Source organism: Vreelandella glaciei (genome assembly GCF_013415125.1).
In the GTDB taxonomy this organism is placed as follows: domain Bacteria; phylum Pseudomonadota; class Gammaproteobacteria; order Pseudomonadales; family Halomonadaceae; genus Vreelandella; species Vreelandella glaciei.
Map to the genome: position 1 here is coordinate 77,072 of NZ_JACCDE010000004.1, position 19,584 is coordinate 96,655.

General features: G+C 51.7%; 17 protein-coding genes and 1 pseudogene. 11 read left to right on the forward strand and 7 right to left on the reverse strand.

Translation table 11 applies throughout. From position 1 onward, the window contains the following. The first annotated feature begins 74 nt into the window (after positions 1-74). The 3 genes from HZS80_RS04060 (at position 75) to HZS80_RS04070 (ending at position 5,395) form a co-directional block, all read left to right on the forward strand. A complete protein-coding gene (locus tag HZS80_RS04060) occupies positions 75-1,346 on the forward strand; it encodes an efflux RND transporter periplasmic adaptor subunit (protein ID WP_035559613.1) in 1,272 nt (423 codons plus the stop codon). Further along, positions 1,346-4,534, forward strand: coding sequence for an efflux RND transporter permease subunit (locus tag HZS80_RS04065; RefSeq protein WP_035559616.1), 3,189 nt, complete (start codon positions 1,346-1,348; stop codon positions 4,532-4,534). The genes HZS80_RS04060 and HZS80_RS04065 overlap by 1 nt, the downstream gene beginning before the upstream one ends. A 174-nt stretch (positions 4,535-4,708) precedes the next feature. Continuing rightward, positions 4,709-5,395, forward strand: a complete 687-nt coding sequence (locus HZS80_RS04070; RefSeq protein ID WP_035559618.1) for a hypothetical protein — start codon at positions 4,709-4,711, stop codon at positions 5,393-5,395. A gap of 56 nt (positions 5,396-5,451) precedes the next feature. On the opposite strand, the gene HZS80_RS04075 is transcribed toward HZS80_RS04070, so the two are convergent. Further along, positions 5,452-6,396 carry an alpha/beta fold hydrolase gene (locus HZS80_RS04075; protein WP_035559621.1) on the reverse strand — a complete coding sequence of 315 codons (945 nt, stop codon included), beginning with the start codon at positions 6,394-6,396 and terminating at the stop codon, positions 5,452-5,454. Positions 6,397-6,471: 75 nt separating this feature from the next. Continuing rightward, positions 6,472-7,083, reverse strand: a complete 612-nt coding sequence (locus HZS80_RS04080) for a TetR family transcriptional regulator (protein ID WP_035559624.1) — start codon at positions 7,081-7,083, stop codon at positions 6,472-6,474. A gap of 214 nt (positions 7,084-7,297) precedes the next feature. Here HZS80_RS04080 and HZS80_RS04085 point away from each other — a divergent pair, with 214 nt between their 5' ends. After that, the gene (locus HZS80_RS04085; RefSeq protein ID WP_035559627.1) at positions 7,298-8,329 is read left to right on the forward strand and encodes a succinylglutamate desuccinylase/aspartoacylase family protein; all 1,032 of its coding nucleotides are present in this window, start codon (positions 7,298-7,300) and stop codon (positions 8,327-8,329) included. Between the two features lie 207 nt (positions 8,330-8,536). Beyond that, positions 8,537-10,009 (forward strand): catalase, encoded by a 1,473-nt coding sequence (locus HZS80_RS04090; RefSeq protein ID WP_179915243.1) that lies wholly within the window; start codon positions 8,537-8,539, stop codon positions 10,007-10,009. 62 nt (positions 10,010-10,071) lie between these two features. Here the strand turns inward: HZS80_RS04090 and dusA are convergent, their stop codons facing one another. After that, positions 10,072-11,085: a tRNA dihydrouridine(20/20a) synthase DusA gene (gene dusA, locus HZS80_RS04095; RefSeq protein ID WP_035559633.1), complete on the reverse strand. Its 1,014-nt coding sequence runs from the start codon at positions 11,083-11,085 to the stop codon at positions 10,072-10,074. 358 nt (positions 11,086-11,443) lie between these two features. On the opposite strand from dusA, the gene HZS80_RS04100 reads away from it, so the two are divergent. From HZS80_RS04100 to HZS80_RS04110, 3 genes are all read left to right on the forward strand, one after another. After that, a complete protein-coding gene (locus tag HZS80_RS04100) occupies positions 11,444-11,662 on the forward strand; it encodes a S24 family peptidase (protein ID WP_179915244.1) in 219 nt (72 codons plus the stop codon). Between the two features lie 152 nt (positions 11,663-11,814). Continuing rightward, positions 11,815-12,888, forward strand: coding sequence for a DUF262 domain-containing protein (locus tag HZS80_RS04105; protein WP_179915245.1), 1,074 nt, complete (start codon positions 11,815-11,817; stop codon positions 12,886-12,888). Positions 12,889-12,890: 2 nt separating this feature from the next. After that, positions 12,891-13,613, forward strand: a complete 723-nt coding sequence (locus HZS80_RS04110; protein ID WP_179915246.1) for an MAE_28990/MAE_18760 family HEPN-like nuclease — start codon at positions 12,891-12,893, stop codon at positions 13,611-13,613. A 38-nt stretch (positions 13,614-13,651) separates the two neighbouring features. Here HZS80_RS04110 and HZS80_RS04115 read toward each other — a convergent pair whose 3' ends face one another. Both HZS80_RS04115 and HZS80_RS24055 read right to left on the reverse strand, forming a co-directional pair. After that, complete coding sequence (locus tag HZS80_RS04115) at positions 13,652-14,680, reverse strand: DNA cytosine methyltransferase (RefSeq protein WP_179915247.1); 1,029 nt, start codon at positions 14,678-14,680, stop codon at positions 13,652-13,654. A gap of 12 nt (positions 14,681-14,692) precedes the next feature. Continuing rightward, positions 14,693-14,881 (reverse strand): annotated as a pseudogene (locus tag HZS80_RS24055) (DUF4113 domain-containing protein); the annotation flags it as partial. A gap of 262 nt (positions 14,882-15,143) precedes the next feature. On the opposite strand from HZS80_RS24055, the gene HZS80_RS04125 reads away from it, so the two are divergent. After that, positions 15,144-15,413 (forward strand): hypothetical protein, encoded by a 270-nt coding sequence (locus tag HZS80_RS04125; protein ID WP_179915248.1) that lies wholly within the window; start codon positions 15,144-15,146, stop codon positions 15,411-15,413. Positions 15,414-15,559: 146 nt separating this feature from the next. On the opposite strand, the gene HZS80_RS04130 is transcribed toward HZS80_RS04125, so the two are convergent. Next, complete coding sequence (locus HZS80_RS04130) at positions 15,560-16,366, reverse strand: sulfite exporter TauE/SafE family protein (RefSeq protein ID WP_179915249.1); 807 nt, start codon at positions 16,364-16,366, stop codon at positions 15,560-15,562. A gap of 146 nt (positions 16,367-16,512) precedes the next feature. Between HZS80_RS04130 and HZS80_RS04135 the strand changes: the two genes are divergently transcribed. Further along, positions 16,513-17,109 carry a hypothetical protein gene (locus tag HZS80_RS04135; RefSeq protein ID WP_179915250.1) on the forward strand — a complete coding sequence of 199 codons (597 nt, stop codon included), beginning with the start codon at positions 16,513-16,515 and terminating at the stop codon, positions 17,107-17,109. 5 nt (positions 17,110-17,114) lie between these two features. Here HZS80_RS04135 and HZS80_RS04140 read toward each other — a convergent pair whose 3' ends face one another. After that, a complete protein-coding gene (locus HZS80_RS04140) occupies positions 17,115-17,639 on the reverse strand; it encodes a helix-turn-helix domain-containing protein (protein ID WP_035563045.1) in 525 nt (174 codons plus the stop codon). A 309-nt stretch (positions 17,640-17,948) separates the two neighbouring features. Here HZS80_RS04140 and gltX point away from each other — a divergent pair, with 309 nt between their 5' ends. Beyond that, positions 17,949-19,433, forward strand: a complete 1,485-nt coding sequence (gene gltX, locus HZS80_RS04145; RefSeq protein ID WP_179915251.1) for a glutamate--tRNA ligase — start codon at positions 17,949-17,951, stop codon at positions 19,431-19,433. Positions 19,434-19,584: the final 151 nt, after the last annotated feature.

Below are 19,584 nucleotides of genomic sequence, written 5' to 3' on the forward strand. Positions count from 1 at the left end.
CTGCTGTTTTGGGGATGACCCAGGTGCGCAAGTGCTATCAGTCGACTTTTAAAAGATACATGGGAACTTAACGTATGAAGAAGATGATTCACTCACGCCGAGCGAGTCTAGTAACGCTGGTAGCCGCGCTGGCACTCGCGGCCTGTGGTCAAGAGCAAACCGAGGCGCCCCAGCAGGGCGCTGAACAAGAATCCCCGCCCCATCAAGTAGCAGTAACTGAAATGGCGCGTCAGGATATACCGCTGGATAAATCCTACCCCTCCTTGCTACGCAGCGATGATGAAGTCACTTTGGTGGCACGTGTAAACGGTTTTCTTGAAGAGCGTCACTTCGAACCAGGCCAACTGGTAGAAGAGGGCGATAGCCTTTACACCATTGAGCCTGATCTTTACCAGGCAACCGTTAATCAGCGGGAGGCTGATTTACAAAGCGCGCGTGCTGAGCTTTCCCGTGCCCAGCGCGATGCCCAGCGTTTCGAGCAGTTGCTAAGTCAGAACTCGGTCAGCCGTCAGCAGTACGACCAAGCGCTCGCTGACCAGCGAGTCGCCCAAGCAAGCGTAGCGCAGGCCGAGGCGGCATTAACCAGTGCTAACTTAGACCTAGGTTACTCGCAGGTAACTGCTCCGGTGTCGGGCATGATCGGTTTAAGCCAAATTAACGTGGGCAATTTAGTGACTTCTGGCACTGAGCTAGCCACCATCACGCCGCTTGATCCCTTAGAAGTGCGTTTCCAGTTGCCTCAGCGCGATGCCTTTGAGTTGCGTCGTCAGTTGAGCGATGGAGGTGAAGCATCGGATATTCGTGCACGTCTAAGTATTCCGGGCGTGAGCGGCGGCAGTGATTCCGAATTGGAAGGGCGTTTAGACTTCCTGGGTTCCAGTGTGGATCAAGGCACTAGCACCGTTCAGGCATCCGCAACGTTTGAAAACCCTGAAGCGAGCGTACTACCCGGCCAATTTGTCCGCGTACGTATCGAAGGCTTAAAGCGCTTTGATGTGATAGCCGTGCCAGAAATTGCGGTGACCCAAGGCTTGATGGGCCCGCAGGTGTATGTGCTGGATGACGAGGATAAAGCCCGCGAACAGACGGTCTCTTTAGGTGAAGTGGCAGGCCCTTGGCAGTTGATTCGTGAGGGCTTGGAGCCGGGTGATCGCGTGGTGGTTGGCGACCCTGCTGGTTTAGAACCGGGTATGGCGATTGATCCTCAGTCGTTTGATGGCAACGCTGAATACATCGTTGAAGATGTAGAGCAAGAAGAGGAGCAAGAACAGGCCGAGGCAGCGCAAGCGATGGAAGCAGGGGCCGCCGATGGGCAGCCCGCTGAAGGGGAAGAGGGTGCGCAATAATGAACTTCTCTAACTTCTTCATCAGCCGCCCGATATTTGCCACGGTGCTGGCCATTATCGTGACGTTGGTGGGTGTTATGTCGATGCGGGTGCTGCCGATTGAGCAGTACCCTAGCGTGGTACCGCCAACAGTGTCGGTACAGGCGCAGTTCCCTGGTGCGGATGCGGAAACCGTCGCGCAAACCGTTGCGGCACCGCTTGCGGAGGCCATTAATGGCGTTGAGGACATGTTGTACATGACCTCTAACAGTGCTGATAACGGCACCATGAGCCTCAGCGTGGCATTTGATATCGGCACCGATGGCGATATTAATACCATCAACGTCAACAACCGCGTTCAAGGGGCGCTTTCGCAGTTGCCTGAAGCTGTACAGTCCCAAGGCGTGACTGTGGAGCTGCGCTCAGACTCTATTTTGATGTTGGTGGCATTGACCTCACCTAGTGGGGACTACAACAACATCTATATGCAGAACTACGCCACGCTAAACGTGCTTGATGAACTGCGTCAAGTGCCTGGGGTGGGTAATGCCGAAGTGTTGGGTGGTGGTGAGTTCGCCATGCGTATCTGGATGGACCCGGATAAATTGGCGCAGTACGATCTAACGCCTAGCGAAGTGGCGAGTGCGATTAGAGCGCAGAACACTGAGATTCCGGCTGGTAGCTTGGCATCAACGCCGCAAAGTGAACCGCGTGCCTATACCTATACGATTACGGCGGGTGGTCGACTGAATAACGTCGATGATTTCCGCAATATTTACCTGCGCACCAACAGCGATGGTTCCTCACTACGTTTGGAAGACGTAGCGCGCATTGAGCTGGGGGCATCCTTTTACGGGGTTGATGCACGTTTGAACGGCTCTACCATGACGCCGATCATCATTAATCAGCAGCCTGGGGCCAATGCGCTAGCAACCGCAGATGCTGTGCGGTCTACCATGGACGAGCTGGAAGGGCGCTTTCCGCCTGGGTTGGAGTATGTCGCGCCTTATGACACCACGCTCTTCATTGATGCCTCAGTTGAAACCGTACTTAAAACCTTTGTGGAAGCTTTCCTGATCGTTATTGTCATTCTGTTTATTTTTCTGCAGAACTGGCGCTTTACGGTGATTGCCATGTCGGTCGTGCCCGTCGCGGTGGTGGGGACATTTGCTGGCTTCTACCTGTTCGGTTTTTCGATCAATCTGCTGACGCTGTTTGCGCTGGTATTATCGATAGGCATAGTGGTCGATGATGCCATCCTGGTGGTGGAGAACGTTGAGCGGGTGTTGAGTGAAGAGGAGGATATCAGCGTAACGGATGCCACTATCCGCGCAATGAAAGAAGTCGGCGGACCCGTTATCGCCACCTCACTCATCATGGCGGCAGTGTTTGTACCTGTTGCCTTCTTGGGCGGTTTCACCGGCCAGATTTATCAGCAATTTGCGATTACAGTGGCAATCTCTGTGGCGCTCTCGGCGGTCATGGCATTGACCTTCACGCCCGCGCTGTCAGCGATCTTCATCAAGCACAAGATCGCCGGTGCCGGGCAGTCCAAGTTCAAACGAGCCCTGCATACGCCGCTGCGCCTGTTTGACCGTATGTTTGCGGGGATTACCGCCGCTTACATGTTGGTGGTAAAAGGCTTGGTGCGTTTTTGGGTATTGGCGTTGGCGCTCACGGTGCTGACCGGGGTGGGGTCGTACTGGCTCTACGCCAATACGCCCTCGACCCTGGTACCCGAGACCGACCAGGGGATCGTGCTGGTCAGCGTATCGCTTCCCGATGCGGCGTCCCTTGATCGTACTCAGCGCTATATGGAGAAACTTAGTGCCGAGATTGAAAAAATCCCTGGCGTTGAATACTCCTCAGCGGTGGCAGGTTACGACATTCTTTCCAGCGCTGTTAACACCGCGCGTGGGATTATGTTCGTCAATATGCACCCCTGGGCTGAGCGAGATCTGACGGCCAGCGAACTCGTAGGTCAAATTATGGGGCTGGGCGCCAGTATCGACGGCGGTTCGGCAATGGCCTTTAATGTGCCGCCCATTATGGGACTTTCGACGACGGGCGGTTTCACCGGTTATTTGCAATCTTTTGAAGGGTCGACGCCGCGGGAGCTTTACGAAGCTTCGCTACAAATTATGCAGAAGGCGAATGAGCACCCTGCGCTTAACCAGGTATTCTCAACCTTCAACGTGAACGTTCCCTCGTATCGGGCCAACATTGATCAGCAGAAGGCGCTCAGCTACGGTGTGGCGCTGGAGAACATTAACTCGGCTTTATCCAATACGTTTGGTAACGGCTTTGTGAACTACTTCAGCTACCAAAACCGTAATTTCCAGGTGTATCTGCAAAACGAGGATGAATTCCGTAAAACGCCAGAAGACGTGAGCAACGTTTATGTTCGTGGCGGTAATGGTGAGCGTATTCCGCTTTCGGAGTTTGTTGAGCTTGAGCGTCAAACGGGGCCGTCTGTGGTATCGCGATTCGGTGTTTACGCCGGTGCTCAGTTTCAGGGTAATCCCGCGCCTGGCTATAGCTCGGCGCAGGCGATTGAAGCGATGGAGCAGGTGGTTCAAGAAACGCTGGGAACCAACTGGGGCATGGGCTGGACCGGTACGGCGTATCAAGAGTCGAACCTGGGTAATGCTGCGACCCTGGCGATTGTCTTCGGGCTATTGATGGTGTTCCTGATTCTGGCGGCTCAGTATGAAAGTTGGTCTTTACCGCTGGCGGTACTGACAGCAACGCCCTTTGCTTTCCTCGGTGGTATAGGTGGCATCGTGCTGCGCGGGCTGGACACCAGTGTGTATGTACAGATCGGTATGCTAGTGGTGGTCGGGCTTGCCGCGAAAAACGCTATTCTGATCGTAGAGTTCGCCGAACTTCAGCGTAAAGAGCAGGGTAAAACCATTCGCGAAGCGGCAGTTACCGCAGCAGAGCTACGTTTCCGCCCCATCGTGATGACCTCTTTAGCGTTTATCTTCGGTACCTTGCCGTTGGCTTTAGCGACCGGCGCCAGCGACATTAGCAGCCATCACATTGGTACCACGGTGGCGATGGGTATGTTCTCTGTTGCCACTTTGGGCAGCCTGTTTATTCCCAGTTTTTACGCCATGATTGCGACAGCTTCTGATTGGTTAGCTCGCAAAATGAAGGGGAAAAAGCATGCTTCTAACCAGCCAGCGCTGGAGCATGATCACCACTAAGGTTTACGCCTAAGCCGATAAACCAACGTGTAAAGAAACGGGTGCTCCCTGCGGGGAGCACCTTTTTTTTGTCGTGATAATTTAAATCAAAGTAAAATTGGTGCAGAAAAGCTAACGTCGACTAAGCTAAAAGAATAATACATCGTCGGCTAAGTACCGATGGAGGAGGACGTCATGAACGAGCTACTGCACGCAGCGATGCAATTCCCAAGCGTTGTGTTTACGTTTCTACTCGGGCTGTTAGCGCTCTACTGGCTATTAGTTATTATCCGTTTAGCCCCCTTGGAACTGTTTGAGCGCGATAGCCTAAAAGAGGATCATCTGGCAAGTACGTTAGTCTCTTTAGGCTTTGCGGGCGTACCCGCGACGCTGGCGTTAACGGTCATCCTGGCGATTGCTGCAGCACTCACCATCGCGATCGAACTGCTGGTGTTGCGCTGGTTGCCGCTGGGTTTAATACGTATTCCTGTCGGTGTGCTGGTGCTCTGGGGCTCGCTGGTGATTGCCTCACCCGTGTCAGCTGGGCTTTGCCACGTTTTACACCGCGGACTACATCGCTATCACCCCTTTACCCGGCGGTGTTTGCTGGGCCAAACGGTGGTGGTGACCGAGCGCCAGGGGGAGGGTGAACAGGCGTTTGCGGTCATTGATAATGAGCCTAACAGCACCGTAAAACTGCTCAGCAAACGCGATGCCTTGCCTGTACAGGGCGAGCGTCGGGTATTGGTGAAGTACCTGCCTGATGAGGGGGCTTACCGCAGTGTCACTGAGCAAGAGTATCTGGAGACACGTGTTCGTTTAAATAAACTGCGGTTAAGCCAAAAACATCACCCTGCTAGCCATTACTCGGCCTCTCACTGAGTTATCACACGCATTGTGGGTCGCCGCCGGGAGGCCCAAATCTTGAGCTTCCCGGTTTATTTCCACCACCGCCGCCACTGATGAGCCAACCACTGCACTGGGTGATGCCAGAAGTAATGCCAGCCAGTGCCGGTTTGCGATGAGCCGCCTGGAATGGGGCGTGGTACAGGGCGGTTTAGAAAGTGGCGAATGGGATCGACCTGGGCAGATTGATCCAACATGGGGGCGTGGCCGCAGTTAGGGACGGTCAGGGTGACAAGTGTGGGCTGTGCTTCGGCCATGCGGGGCAGCGTTTCGGCATCTAACAAGGTTGATTCTTCGCCGCGAATAACCATCACCGGGCAACGGATACTCGCCCAGTCGGCCCAGGTGTCGCGTGGTGTATCGTGCACAAATTGCTCGCCAATGCGTGGGTCAAAGTGATACGTCCAGCTACCGTCTGGCAACCGACGGGCACTGTTAAGCGCTAGTTCACGCCAAGCGGACTCCTTAGTGATGCCGAAACTTGCGTAGTGCTGGGTGAGTTCTTGATGAAGCTCGCTAAAGCTAGAGAATCGGTGAGTAACGCCAAAGTAGCTAGAAAGGGCAATCAGCCCCTGTTTGTTCAATTCAGGCCCTACATCGTTCAGGATTAGCCGAGAAATGCGCGCGCTGTGTTCTGAATCAGCAGCGATCAGCATGCCTAACAGGCCACCCATCGACGTGCCCAGCCAATCAACGTGATCAAGTTTAAAGTGATCTAATAGAGCGATGGCGACCGTCACGTAATGGCTATAAAGGTAGTCGTGAGCCGGAAATAACGACCAGCTTGATAACCCACGGCCTGGCGTATCGGGTGCAAGAATACGCCATTCGCTGCCCAGTTCACGCGCCAGTGCACTAAAGTCGCCGCCGTGGCGAGCAAGACCATGCCAGGCGATAAGCGTGCGGGGGGCGGAAGGGTTCCAAATGCGTACGGCAACTTCTAATTCGCGTACGCGAACAAACTCCAGGGTATCCATAGAATGCTCACACGGCTAGACATAGCGCCAGTAGTAGCATATTTGCTGCATTGCAGCGAGGGATGGGTGAGGTGTTTAACGCTGCATCATACGAATAGAGGTATCGATCAGCTCGCCGCCGCGTTCACGTATTGCAAAAGCGTCAGGATTACGCAACCAGTCATGGAAAAGACCACCCAACATGGATTGCATTAGCCGTGTTGCTACTTCTGGGCTTAAATCTTCGCGCAGTAGTTGCTGCTCTTTAGCCTGTACAAATACCGCCAGCATTTCCTGGTAACACTCGTTACCGATCTCTTCTTGCATATCAAGCGGGTTAATGTCGCTGAAGAACTCGCAGCGGTGCAGTAAAATCGACAGTATCCGTTGGTATGACGGTTGTTCAAGGCGCACCAAGCCCGCATGGCAGGCAAGACGTATCGCTTCTAACGGTGATAGGGCGGTGTCCGTTTTGTCGACTTCATCCATTAACGACTGGAAGGGCATGCGTACCTGTTCAACCAATGCCATGAACAGGTCGCCTTTATTCTTGAAATGCCAATAGACAGCACCGCGGGTGAGGCCCGCATGGCGAGCAATTTGCTCAAGCGATGTGCGTGCCACGCCTTTGGCAAAAAATACCTCTTCTGCAGCTTCAAGCAGCGCTTCGCGAGTAGCAGCAGCTTCAGCTTTGGTCTTTCTTGCCATGGAAACGGAACCTCGTTATCAACTCTGTATGGTCATATTTTAACCTAAGCGAGTGAGTATTTACATTCAAAACTGTATGGATAATTGACTCAACGCATAACGTAAGTTAACAAATTCGTCATTTTGCCAGTGAAAGCGTATAAACAGGCAATGTTACTAGCTTTGAATCTTACTAACATCGCGAAAATAACCGATTAAAAACAGGACATAAAGCATGGCGCGAGCTCCTTTTCAGTTGGGCGAACATACCATTATGCCCGGCCAACGCTTACAAGTGGATGTGCCGGTGGCGCGTTTATATACCCATACGCCGCTGCATATTCCTGTGGAAGTGGTTCATGGCCGTAAGGAGGGCCCCGTATTATTGGTGTGTGGTGGCATTCACGGTGATGAAATTAACGGGGTGGAAATTGTTCGCCGGGTGCTGCGCGCGAAAGCGATCAATAGCATTCGCGGCACCCTGATTGCCGTGCCAGTGGTGAATGTGTTTGGCTTCCTTCAGCAAACACGCTATTTGCCCGATCGACGCGATCTCAATCGCTGCTTTCCAGGCAGTGAGTCAGGGTCGCTAGGCGGACGGATTGCCGCGCTGTTCCGCGAACAAATCGTCGATCACGCCACCCATATTATTGATCTACACACAGGCGCCATTCATCGCACTAACCTGCCACAAATCCGCGCTCAATTGCGCCCAGGCAGTGAAACCGAGCGTATGGCCGATGCCTTCGGTGCGCCCGTGGTACTCAATGCGGAACTGCGTGAAGGCAGCCTTCGCCATTACGCCCAGACTCGCGGCATTCCGGTATTGACCTATGAAGCAGGTGAAGCGCTGCGTTTTGACGAGTGGGCGATTGCCCCCGGCGTGCGCGGTGTGCTGCGGGTAATGCGGCGCCTAGGCATGCTGACCGGCGAGCAGCGCCGCCGCACGCCAGCACCCGCTGAATTGGCCAATGGGTCAAGCTGGGCGCGCGCGCCGATTGACGGCATTTTGCGCCCCAAGGTGCGCCTGGGCGCCCGCGTTGCCAAAGGCGAAGTGCTGGGCAAAGTGGCTGACCCCTTTGGTAACGACGAGGGCGAAGTGCGTGCTGTGGCGGATGGCATCGTGATTGGGATGAGCCGCTTGCCATTGGCCAACGAAGGCGAAGCGCTGTTTCATATTGCCCGTTTTGATGAAATTGAAGAGGCCGAAACCGCCGTTGAAAGCTTTAATTCCAGCTTAGTGCCGCCCACTGATTCGTTCTCTTAAGTGCTTATTCATAAATAAAAACTATTGAGCTGATAGGCAAGCGATAGCCTTCGCGAATGGCAAGTTAGTGACTCGTTGACTATACCTATTATGGGCTTTGTTAGCGGCTATCAAAATGACAACAATGAGGATAAATAGCCAAGCTTTCATCGTACTAGAACGAGTGGCGATCATACGCCACGTCTGCCGTGACATGGAGGAAAAGCGATGACGAGCGATAAACCAAAACACACCACAACGGATGCGGGTATACCGGTTACCAGTGATGAGCATTCACTATCAGTAGGCCCCGATGGGCCGATTGTTCTGCATGATCACTATTTGATGGAGCAGATGGCTGCCTTTAACCGGGAAATGATTCCGAATCGTCAGCCCCACGCAAAAGGGAGTGGCGCCTTTGGTCACTTTCAAGTAACTCACGACGTTAGCCAATACACCAAGGCGGACTTTCTCCAGCCGGGCAAGAAAACCGAGATGTTGGCGCGTTTCTCGACGGTGGCCGGTGAGGCAGGTAGCCCGGACACTTGGCGCGATCCTCGTGGCTTCTCGCTGAAGTTCTACACCGAAGAGGGCAACTTCGACATGGTGGGTAATAATACCCCTGTGTTTTTCGTTCGCGATCCGCTCAAATTCCAGCACTTTATTCACTCACAAAAGCGTCGAGCGGATAACGGCTTGCGTGATCACGATATGCAGTGGGACTTCTGGACGCTTTCGCCGCAATCTGCCCACCAGGTGACCTGGCTAATGGGCGATCGTGGTATCCCTGCCAGTTGGCGCCACATGAACGGCTATTCAAGCCATACCTATATGTGGGTCAACGCTGCAGGCGAGCGCTTTTGGGTGAAGTACCACTTCAAGACGGACCAGGGCATTAAGTGCATGACCCAGGAACAGGCCGATAAGATGGCGGGGGCGGATGCCGACTATCATCGCCGCGACCTGTTCGATGCCATCAAACGCGGGGATTATCCCACCTGGACGCTGCAAGTTCAGATTATGCCGTTTGAAGATGCCAAGACCTACCACATCAACCCCTTCGATTTGACCAAGGTATGGCCGCACGGCGACTACCCGCTGCAAGAAGTCGGTAAGATGACGTTGGATCGCAACCCCGTCGATTTCCACAGCCAAATCGAACAGGCAGCGTTTCAGCCCAGCAACTCGGTACCGGGCACCGGTTTCTCGCCGGATAAAATGCTCTTGGCGCGGGTAATATCCTATGCTGATGCGCACCGCGCGCGTTTAGGGGTGAACTACCAACATATTCCCGTTAACGCACCCAAGACCCCGGTTAACAGCTATAGCCAGGGTGGTCAGATGCGTATTAATCACTCCACCGACCCGGTGTATGCACCTAATAGCAAAGGGGGCGCGCACGCCAACCCGGAAAAGTACCCGGAAGATGCGGTATGGGAGACGGACGGCGAGTTGGTTCGCGCCGCCTACACGCTGCGCCCGGGCGATGGCGACTTCAACCAGGCCAATGACCTGGTCAATAAGGTAATGGATGATGCTGCCCGCGACCGATTGGTAAACAACATTGTGGGCCACGTTTCCGACGGTGTTGAAGAGCCGGTGCTATCACGGGTATTTGAGTACTGGAAAAACGTCGACCAAACGATCGGCGAACGTGTCGAGCAGGGCGTAATGGCGAACCGCCGGGAAAGCGGTCAGTAAGCTTACGCTACTAGGAAAACGAACCCGCTACATTGCGTAGCGGGTTTTTTTATACGACGCACTTATACAACGAACTCAGGTTCGTTCACCAAGCTAAGCGCGTCATCAAACAGGCGCAATCCTGCGCCTTCCTTATGGGCGTATTCTGACAAATGGCGCCGGAAGCGCCTGCCGCCAGGGCAACCCTGGAACAGGCCCAGCAGGTGACGGGTAATGTGATTCAGCTTCGCGCCTTCATCCAAACGCTGCTGAATATAAGGCCGGAAAGCGTTCGCAGCATCCAAGCGGCTTGCCGCGGGGCCTTTTTCACCAAACAGCTGCTCATCGACGCCTGCCAGCAGCCAAGGGTTTTGATACGCCTCACGCCCCACCATCACGCTATCCACCTGGGTGAGCTGTTCACGGCACTCGGCGAGCGTTTTAATGCCGCCGTTAATACCGATATGTAGCTCGGGCCGACTCTGCTTCAAACGATGAACGCGGGGGGAGTTAAGCGGCGGCACATCGCGATTCTGCTTGGGCGACAAGCCCTGCAGCCAAGCCTTACGCGCGTGAACGGTAAACACCTCACAGCCTGCGTCCGCGACGATAGCGATAAACCGCTCAAGGTCGGCATCCTCATCCTGGTCATCGATGCCAATACGGCACTTCACCGTGACCGGAATAGACACCACCGCCTGCATCGCCCGCACTGCATCGGCCACCTTTTCGGGGTAACCCATCAAGCACGCGCCAATCATATTGTTCTGCACGCGGTCGCTCGGGCAACCCACGTTCAGGTTCACCTCATCATAGCCCCACGCCTCGGCAATCGCCGCGCACTCCGCCAGCTCACCGGCATCGCTCCCGCCCAACTGTAGCGCAAGCGGATGCTCCACCTCGTTATAGCCCAAAAAGCGCTCACGGGGCGTCCCGTGCAAAATCGCACCGGTGGTGACCATCTCGGTATACAGCAGCGTCCGCTTGGTTAAGGTACGTGCGAATGCTCTGTAATCGCGGGTTGTCCAGTCCATCATCGGGGCCACAGAAAAAAGCCGCCCACGATCTGCACTATTTTCTTTAATTAAATTAGTCATTTAATAACATTTTTGGCTGCACTAAATGCAGCCATATTGCCTCTTAAAACCGTAATTAACGCACCTGATGTACCCAGCAGCGGTAGTGACTGAAGCCTCAAAAACCGGTTACACCTTGATAGCTATCTCACAGGTAGCATGTTGTATGCGCGCCATTGTACGTAAGAAAGGGCGCGCAGCACATAGCAGGGTAGTTGCCACAGCGCTTACGCCGCAGATCAGGTTGGTTACCGCCCAGCAATGCCATGAAATAGCGCTGTAAATGTGCCTTAGGAGAATGGTGCTAACCACATCGATAGGTTAGGCTTTCTTAAGGTTAGTAAATAGTTGGTATAAATTCGCTATAAGGCAAGGAAGATTGGTAGATCGCACCAAAAGCTATCCCAAACAGGAAGGCGTTTTCTTGATGCTGGTGAGTGGCGAACGAAGGATTAAGCGGGTGCAGCGCCTGGCGGGCGGCGCGCTGTGCCTGATTAGTGACAACGATCACTACCAGCCGGAAATGATCAAGCCGCAGGATATGCATGATGTGGAGATTCTGGGGCGGTGTGAGATTCGGATTGGGCGGGTGGTTTGACTGTAAAAACATAACGGTGGTTTTGAGGCTGCTTAAAAAAATGGCTGAAAATATCTCTCATCAATGATTGATTGTTATGAGGTTTATTCCCCATTATTTTTTTGTTGCTTTGCCTCTATATAGATTTAAAACTTAATTTTGGAGCCTGAATAATGGCTAGAAAAACAGTTGATGAGCCTATCTCAGAAGAACAACTAGTAGCCGCAGAAAATCAAATTGAAGAGTTCTATAGGAGATATGATTACGATATAAGAGAGTTTCCTATTGAAGTGATTTTTAATAAGTGTACTGAGTTAATTGAAGAAGATATTACTGAGTGGTTTGTTCCAAGTTACCAGCGGAAGCACGTTTGGCCTGACAAGCAGCAAAGCCAGTTCATTGAATCTTTGCTTTTGAATTTGCCAATACCCTATCTCTACGTAAGTGACACTGGAGAAGAAAGTCTTATAGAAATTGTAGATGGAAGCCAAAGGGTTAGGACAATAATTCGGTTTATTAAAAGTGAGTTAAAGTTGTCAAATATGAAGACCCTTTTTAGGTTAGAGGGTTTTACTTTTAGCGATTTTTCAAAACCTTCACAGCGACGTTTTTTAAGAAAAACGTTACGCACAATTGAGCTTTTGTCAATGGATGAGGAGTCTAGGCGAGATTTATTTAATAGGCTAAATACAGGTGGATTGAAACTTTCGGACTCTGAAAAACGTTATGGTATCCGTGATGGGCGTTTTTTTGAACTGGTTAAAAAGTTGGCAAGTGATCCATTGTTTCATGAGCTTTGCCCTCTCAGTAAAAGCAAATCTGTGCGGCGTGAGTATGACGAGCTCGTTTTAAGATTTTTTGCTTATGCTAATAATCGAGAAGGCTTTGTCCATAATGTTGAAGAATTTTTAGATGAATATCTTGATATGATGAATGAGTCAAAATTTGATTCTGATGAGTATGAAGAGCAATTTATGAGCGTTATGACATTCGTTAGAGATAATTTTGACTATGGCTTCAGAAAGAATGAACGAAATAAATCTGTACCAAGAATTAGGTTTGAAGCATTATCAGTAGGTGCTTTAGAGGCTCTTCGTGAAAAGCCTGATTTAGAGCTAACCTCATCTGATTGGATATACGACCCTGAAGATCATTTCGTCGAGCTAACTACATCTGATGCTAGTAATTCACGTCCTAAGCTTCATGCAAGAATTGAATATGTTAAAGATAAGTTGTTGGATTTTTAATTATGGAACAGGATATCGATGCTATTATTCGGGACTTATATAAAGATTTTAGGGAGCGCTCAAAGGAGGTTAAGCGCTATACTCAATTTATACAAATTATGGCGGCTGAGAAGGCTGCTGGGTTATCCAAAAGTGCTGATGGAGAGTTAGTACCTATCGCCGGTTTCGATTTGGATAGAGATCTAGTCAAAACTATACGAGCAAGTGGGTATTTGCTGTTATATAACCTTGTGGAATCAACATTATCTAACGCCATCGATTCCATTCATCAGGCAATAGATGTTCATGGCTATGAGTTTAATCAACTTAACGATAATATGAAAGAAGTGACCTTGAAGCATTTTAAAAAGGCTATAACTAGTAGAGGTGTTGATTTTTCAACTACTCATCCAATTCAGTTTGCAATGATTAAAATGGGCTATGAAAAAAATAGCCTTTTTTCAGGTAATATAGATTGTAGAGAAATAAGAGAAATTGCTAAACGATACGGATTTAGTGTGCCTAGTCCAATCTTAAAAGGGCGGAATATTGGAGATATGGTTTTAGAGGTTAAAACAAAAAGAAATGATTTGGCGCACGGTTCTATTTCTTTTGAGTTGTGTGGGAGAGAAACGGCTCCTGAGCACCTAGTTACAGTAGCAGATCAGACTGTAGTTTATTTGAGAGCAGTGCTGCGTTCAGTTTCTTATTTTATTCGATATCAGAAATTTTCTATCGAAGCTTAGTTTTAAGAGCAAGCACTAGAGTGCCTGCTCTTATTATTTTAAAGCGATTCAAGATGGGCATTAAAACTATACCCGATTATTTCTGCTAATCGAACGGGGACAGCATTGCCTATCATTTTTCCAACTGGTTTTAAAAGAGCAGGCTGTGTGTCAGGAACAAATTTATAGTCACGAGGGAACGACTGTAGTAATGCCGCCTCTCTTAATGTGATTCCTCTATCTTGTTCTGGGTGACCAAATCGGCCATTCCCGAAACCAAAACATAAAGTTGTCATTGTGGGGCTTGGCTTATTCCACTCCATGCGCCCATAAACTGCAGGGTAAGATTTTCCACTGTTTCTCACGTGACAATCGGCTCTAAGCTGCTCTGGCCAATCTCGCCATGTCCCTCCAGGTCGCGAATGGCGGATTCTTTCCATATTAATTTTTGATAGCTTTGATGCTTTATGCAAGGGATCGTTATGATTTTCAGCACCTGCTTCTACAGGTTCTAGGTCGCCAATCGTGTCTTTTACGGTAACGGGAGTAGGGTGAGTAGCAGCTATTAACTCAATCGGCCCTAGTTTAGAGGCTAATAGCACATGTCGACGTCGGTTTTGGGGAAGGCCGTACTCAATGCATTTTACGGTATCCGCCCAGACGTGATATCCCTCATCTTTTAGAGATCCCACAAAGTCATGATAGATTTTGTGCTTGGTAACCGAGGGTACATTTTCCATGGTGACCAGCTCGGGTTGAGCTTCTTTTATTAGTCGCGTGAAAGCGCCCAGTAAGGGCCACTTTTTGTCTTTGGTGGTGTCTTTGCCCTGGTTATAAGTAGAGAACGGCTGACAGGGCGCACAGCCTGCTAGTAGGCGTATTGCGTCAGAGTCTTGGTACCACCCATTGATGTCGTCACCTGTAAGCTCACCAACGTCCTGCCTTATAAATTGGGCATGATTGTTATGCTCATAAGCAAACCGGCAGCTTTCTTCGATATCGTACCCAGCGCGCACAGCAATACCCGTCTGGCGTAAGCCTGCCGTGAGGCCTCCCGCACCACAGAACAAATCCACTGCTTCAATCATCCAACACTCCTTCTAGCGTGCCGCCATTCTATATGGTTTTTTGCCCGGCATCGAGGAGCAATTTTGAGGTTGTAGAGAGCTGTTGTCAGGCGTGACATTATTCTTAGCTTTCCTAGCCGCCCCCTCATCCGTATAAGCCACCAACAACTCATCCCAATTTGTCGTATAGCGCGGGCTTCGGTTCGCACAGTGTAGGTGCCAGGGGGCGTTCTTTTACGGAAGGCCAGGGCGTACGTACACTTGCCCATTTTCTCATTCAGTGCGTCCATGGTGGCCATTAACTTTTGGCTGCGCTACTGCCGATTTTCATCAATAAGGCCAATCATCATCACGCCCGCTTTCTTGTAGCCTTGATTGAACGAGCATAAATGAAATTCTTTGCTACGCTGGGGGTGTCGCCATGAAGGAGGCGGCTACGGCCCCAAGTTTTAGGGGCAATTTCATTGGATGAAAGAGGTGCTAAATGGCTAATTTTACACAAACGAACATGAGCCTGGATCACTACGATTGGGACGCAGCACCTAGCGATGATCCACGCGTAACGGGTGAGCCTGACAGCACGCTATTTAACCGCCAGCAGGGTTATGAAGTGCTTTATATGCTGAACACGGTGCTGTCCGCTTCCGCCCCCATTACGGCGCTTCACAAGGGTGAAGAGATGATCCGTGATGAGTTGCCGAGTGATATGCGCGAGCAGCTGGACGTGAAAAAGTGGCTCGATCAACGCCTGTAATCAGCTGATCGCAGACAGCGTAGAGGTTCGCGCTCGATAGATACAAAATGCCCCGGCCATTAAAGGTGGCCGGGGCATTGTTTTTTTAGGCTACTCCGCGCAGCCTCTCAAAGGGCGCGCTTGAGTTTAACGCTATCCGCTCTTCCTCACGCCGTAAACACCGCATACACCATCTGTAGCGCCAGCCCCATCAACATAAACGCGAATACGCGCTTGAGTAGGGCGACGGGCAGCTTGTGGGCGAGTTTGGCACCAATCGGAGCGGTGAGAATGCTGAACGGCGCCATTAGTAGAAACGCGGGAAGATAAACATAGCCTAGCGCGGCACTAGGCAGCCCGGCTGTACTCCAACCATTAATGATGTAACCCAGCGCCCCGGCGACGGCAATGGGTAGCCCGACGGCTGCCGAGGTGCCAATCGCGCGGGGGAGTTTGACGTTGCACCAGGTGAGGAAGGGCACGGTTAGTGAGCCGCCACCAATCGCCACAAGCGCAGAAATACCACCGATGCCCAGGCCCACTCCGCTTACTCCCATCGGGCCAGGTAGGCCGCGGTTCGGTTTGGGCTTGATGTTTGCCAACATCTGGAGTGACATTAGCACCATAAAACAGGCGAAAAAGATGGCTAGGCTACGGGTGGGGATCAGTGCGGCGATAAAGGTAGCTAAAAACGTGCCGACTAAAATGCCGGGGGTAATAAACCGCACGATGTCCCAGCGTACCGCCTTGTGCCGATGGTGGGAAAGCAGGCTGGCGGTAGACGCAGGGATAATAGACGCCATGGCAGTGCCTAACGCCAAGTGGGCGAGATGTTCATGGGGCACACCTTGAAGTACAAATAGCGACGTTAAAATCGGCACCATAATGCCACCGCCGCCAATCCCTAATAAGCCTGCCATCAAGCCAACAAAGCCGCCCAGCGCTACATATGCCAACCACCAGATGATGTCCAAATCCGCTGCTCCTAAAAGTGTCTTGTTAGCACGATAAGCACATTGTACCGGAAGCGGCGCGTGTAGCGGGGCCAAAGTCGAGTATTCCACTGTGGTGGCGGCGATGCAGTGGTAAGCTGCAGGACAAGTAATGTTTCGGAGTTCGTATGCGCAAGGTAATAGGCAATGTTGGCATTTTGGTAGTGGTAGTTGCGCTATTGGCAGGCTGTAACGACATGGAGGAGCCGTCAACGGACACGGCTTCCTCCGCGCAACCTGAGGCCACCCCTGAAGCCCCGGTGACTGAGTCGGAAATTGTTGAGGTAGAAGTAGAGCCGCTTGTTGTCGAAATATCGACGCAGGTCGCCTTACGTAGCGATCGACGCTTAATGGTGGAAGGCAAAAGCAACTTACCGGATGGCACCCAGGTACGCATTGTAGTCGAACGTGAGATCAGCCGGGTGCGTTGGCAGGCAAGAACGCAAATCGAGAATGGTCAATTTGCAGCCGGTCCGTTTGGCTCTGGCAGTGGGCTGCCCGATGGAAGCTACGATGTCCGTGTGGAAGTCTCGGAAGGCAGCGTGCAGCCAGTCGCCGTGCAGGCGCGTATTGGCCACGAGGGCCAGCACCTGGCGGGAGAGCTTGTTAGCCAATCCCGCCACGGGCTGGGCCAGGTGGCCACCTACTCACAGCGTTTCCTGGTGGGGAGTGAGCCAAGGCAAACGCGTGACCAGGTGGAGGTGCTAGAGAGTCCGGGGAGGTAGACGCTTTAGGCAGGATGCCAATGGGCTAATAATACTGCATGAATCGATGTGTCACTGGGGGCTTTGGCGAAGTGCTCAATGACGAAACGATCATCGCGTTGCACCACGTAGTGGCCCGCTTTATGAAACACATGCGTAGGCCCGAGCAGCAGTAAGTCGCCAGCGTTAACGGGCGAAAAATCTGTACCTTGGCCAGGGGTTGCCATCACACATGGTGCTTTCCAGTCGATATTCAACGGCAAATGACTGGGCACTTTAATGGTGGTTGCCTGTACCTGTTCCCAGGGGAGGGGACCAGTATGGGTCAACGTTAATAGCTCGGGTGCGCTATCACCTTCCAATAGTGTTGCCAGGGAGCAGTCGAGGGCGTCAGCGAGCGCAACTAAGCGTTCGTGACCGATCTGTTTGATCGCCCCGGATTCCCAATAAGAAATGGTGACATCTGACACGCCAACTTTGCGTGCAAGGGCAGCTTTGTTGAGCTTGGCCCTAAGCCGCAGTTGCTTGATCCGTGAGCCTAGCGATTCCATTTCGTTTTCCTGATGATGAGCTAAAAAGCTCGTGAATGTCTTCCACTATAGTCGTCTTTTTCAATATAAAATATAAATAGTGGCGCTACGAACATACGTTATTGCTCTGCTTCAGTCTTGAGGTATGCGCTCAAGGGGTTGCTACAGTGCCATACTAAGCGATTGTGCTTTAGCGCGCATTAGTGGACAAATAACGTTGAGTTAATTTCTCTGACGCTTTCTTGCGCGAGTTGTTCCCTGGGTGCCGCTGTTGGTTGCGCCTAAGGTGCGTATAATAACGCTATGCATTTTTGCCAATAGGACGTTTTCATGACCGTACGTACTCGCATCGCGCCTTCTCCGACAGGGGACCCCCACGTTGGTACGGCTTACATCGCGCTTTTTAATCTATGTTTTGCTCGTCAGCATGGCGGCCAATTTATCCTTCGTATTGAAGACACTGATCGGGTGCGTTCTACGCCTGAATCAGAGCAGATGATTCTTGATTCATTGAGCTGGCTGGGTCTTGAGTGGGATGAAGGCCCTGATGTGGGTGGCCCCTATGGCCCATATCGGCAAAGCGAGCGTGGCGACATTTATGCCCAACACGCTCAACAACTTTTGGATGCCGGTCATGCGTTTAAGTGCTACCGCACCAGTGAAGAGCTGGATGAGCTGCGTGAGACACGCAAAGCCGCAGGATTGCAGCTGGCCTTAAAACCTGCAGATTTAGCGCTGGATGCACAAGAGCAAGCGCGCCGTGAGCAAGAGGGCTGGCCTTATGTAGTGCGCATGAATGTGCCCGCCGAAGGCGTGTGCGTTGTTAAGGACATGCTGCGTGGCATAATCGAGGTGGAGTGGGCGCAGGTAGACGCGCAAATTTTGCTCAAATCAGATGGCATGCCTACCTACCATTTAGCCAACGTGGTCGACGACCATTTAATGGCAATCACTCATGTGTTGCGTGGGGAGGAGTGGATTAACTCCGCACCAAAGCACCAGTTGCTGTATGAGTATTTTGGTTGGGAAATGCCGCAACTTTGTCATATGCCGCTGCTGCGCAACCCGGATAAATCCAAACTCTCCAAGCGCAAGAACCCAACGTCGATCAACTATTACCGTCGAATGGGCTTTTTACCCCAGGCCGTCACCAACTATTTGGGGCGGATGGGCTGGTCAATGCCCGATGAGCGCGAGAAATTCAGTCTGCAAGAAATGATGGCAGAATTTGATGTGCAGCGTGTCTCGTTAGGCGGCCCTGTATTCGACCTGGAGAAGCTGACCTGGCTGAACGGCGTCTATATTCGTGAAGACCTGGACGACGATGCGCTGTTAAGCGCGCTGCGTGAGTGGGCCTTCAATGAAGCCTATATTAAGCAGATTCTGCCGCAGGTACGGCCGCGGGTAGAAACGCTCTCCCAGGTCATGCCGTTGGCAGGGCACTTCTTCTCGGGCTTGCCAGCACTGACTAAAGAGTCGTTTGAGAGTGTGAAGCTTGAGGAAGAGGAGCTGGTAAAACTGCTCCAGTTCCTTGTTTGGCGATTTGAAGGCGTCTCCGCTTGGAATAAAGAGGCGCTACTGAGCGAAGTTAAGCTGCTGTCCGAGCATTTTGATTTGAAAATGAAAGCGTTCCTGGCGCCGGTGTTTATTGCGATTACCGGCAGTACGTCCAGCACCTCGGTTATGGACGCCATGGCGATTCTTGGCTCCGACGTTACCCGGGCTCGCCTGCGCAGCGCGATAGAGGTGTTGGGTGGCGTCTCTAAGAAACAGGCGAAGCGCTTTGAAAAAGAGTTTCGTGAAATAGCTTCGTGAAATAGCTCTGTGAAAGAGCTCTGTGAAAGAGCTCTGTGAAAGAGCTTAGTAACATCAGCTAACCGCAATTGAGATAGTGCTAGCGCCAATTTCTTATCTTTAAGTAATTGGCGTTTTTCATGTTGACGAAGGCCAGGGGAATCAGTATTAT

What these genes read in the sequence shown, in the direction of transcription:
- HZS80_RS04060 (WP_035559613.1), top strand. Translation starts at nt 75, where the DNA reads ATGAAGAAGATGATTCACTCACGCCGAGCGAGTCTAGTAACGCTGGTA.
- HZS80_RS04065 (WP_035559616.1), top strand. Translation starts at nt 1,346, where the DNA reads ATGAACTTCTCTAACTTCTTCATCAGCCGCCCGATATTTGCCACGGTG.
- HZS80_RS04070 (WP_035559618.1), top strand. Translation starts at nt 4,709, where the DNA reads ATGAACGAGCTACTGCACGCAGCGATGCAATTCCCAAGCGTTGTGTTT.
- HZS80_RS04075 (WP_035559621.1), bottom strand. Translation starts at nt 6,396, where the DNA reads ATGGATACCCTGGAGTTTGTTCGCGTACGCGAATTAGAAGTTGCCGTA.
- HZS80_RS04080 (WP_035559624.1), bottom strand. Translation starts at nt 7,083, where the DNA reads ATGGCAAGAAAGACCAAAGCTGAAGCTGCTGCTACTCGCGAAGCGCTG.
- HZS80_RS04085 (WP_035559627.1), top strand. Translation starts at nt 7,298, where the DNA reads ATGGCGCGAGCTCCTTTTCAGTTGGGCGAACATACCATTATGCCCGGC.
- HZS80_RS04090 (WP_179915243.1), top strand. Translation starts at nt 8,537, where the DNA reads ATGACGAGCGATAAACCAAAACACACCACAACGGATGCGGGTATACCG.
- dusA (WP_035559633.1), bottom strand. Translation starts at nt 11,085, where the DNA reads ATGACTAATTTAATTAAAGAAAATAGTGCAGATCGTGGGCGGCTTTTT.
- HZS80_RS04105 (WP_179915245.1), top strand. Translation starts at nt 11,815, where the DNA reads ATGGCTAGAAAAACAGTTGATGAGCCTATCTCAGAAGAACAACTAGTA.
- HZS80_RS04110 (WP_179915246.1), top strand. Translation starts at nt 12,891, where the DNA reads ATGGAACAGGATATCGATGCTATTATTCGGGACTTATATAAAGATTTT.
- HZS80_RS04115 (WP_179915247.1), bottom strand. Translation starts at nt 14,680, where the DNA reads ATGATTGAAGCAGTGGATTTGTTCTGTGGTGCGGGAGGCCTCACGGCA.
- HZS80_RS04125 (WP_179915248.1), top strand. Translation starts at nt 15,144, where the DNA reads ATGGCTAATTTTACACAAACGAACATGAGCCTGGATCACTACGATTGG.
- HZS80_RS04135 (WP_179915250.1), top strand. Translation starts at nt 16,513, where the DNA reads ATGCGCAAGGTAATAGGCAATGTTGGCATTTTGGTAGTGGTAGTTGCG.
- HZS80_RS04140 (WP_035563045.1), bottom strand. Translation starts at nt 17,639, where the DNA reads ATGGAATCGCTAGGCTCACGGATCAAGCAACTGCGGCTTAGGGCCAAG.
- gltX (WP_179915251.1), top strand. Translation starts at nt 17,949, where the DNA reads ATGACCGTACGTACTCGCATCGCGCCTTCTCCGACAGGGGACCCCCAC.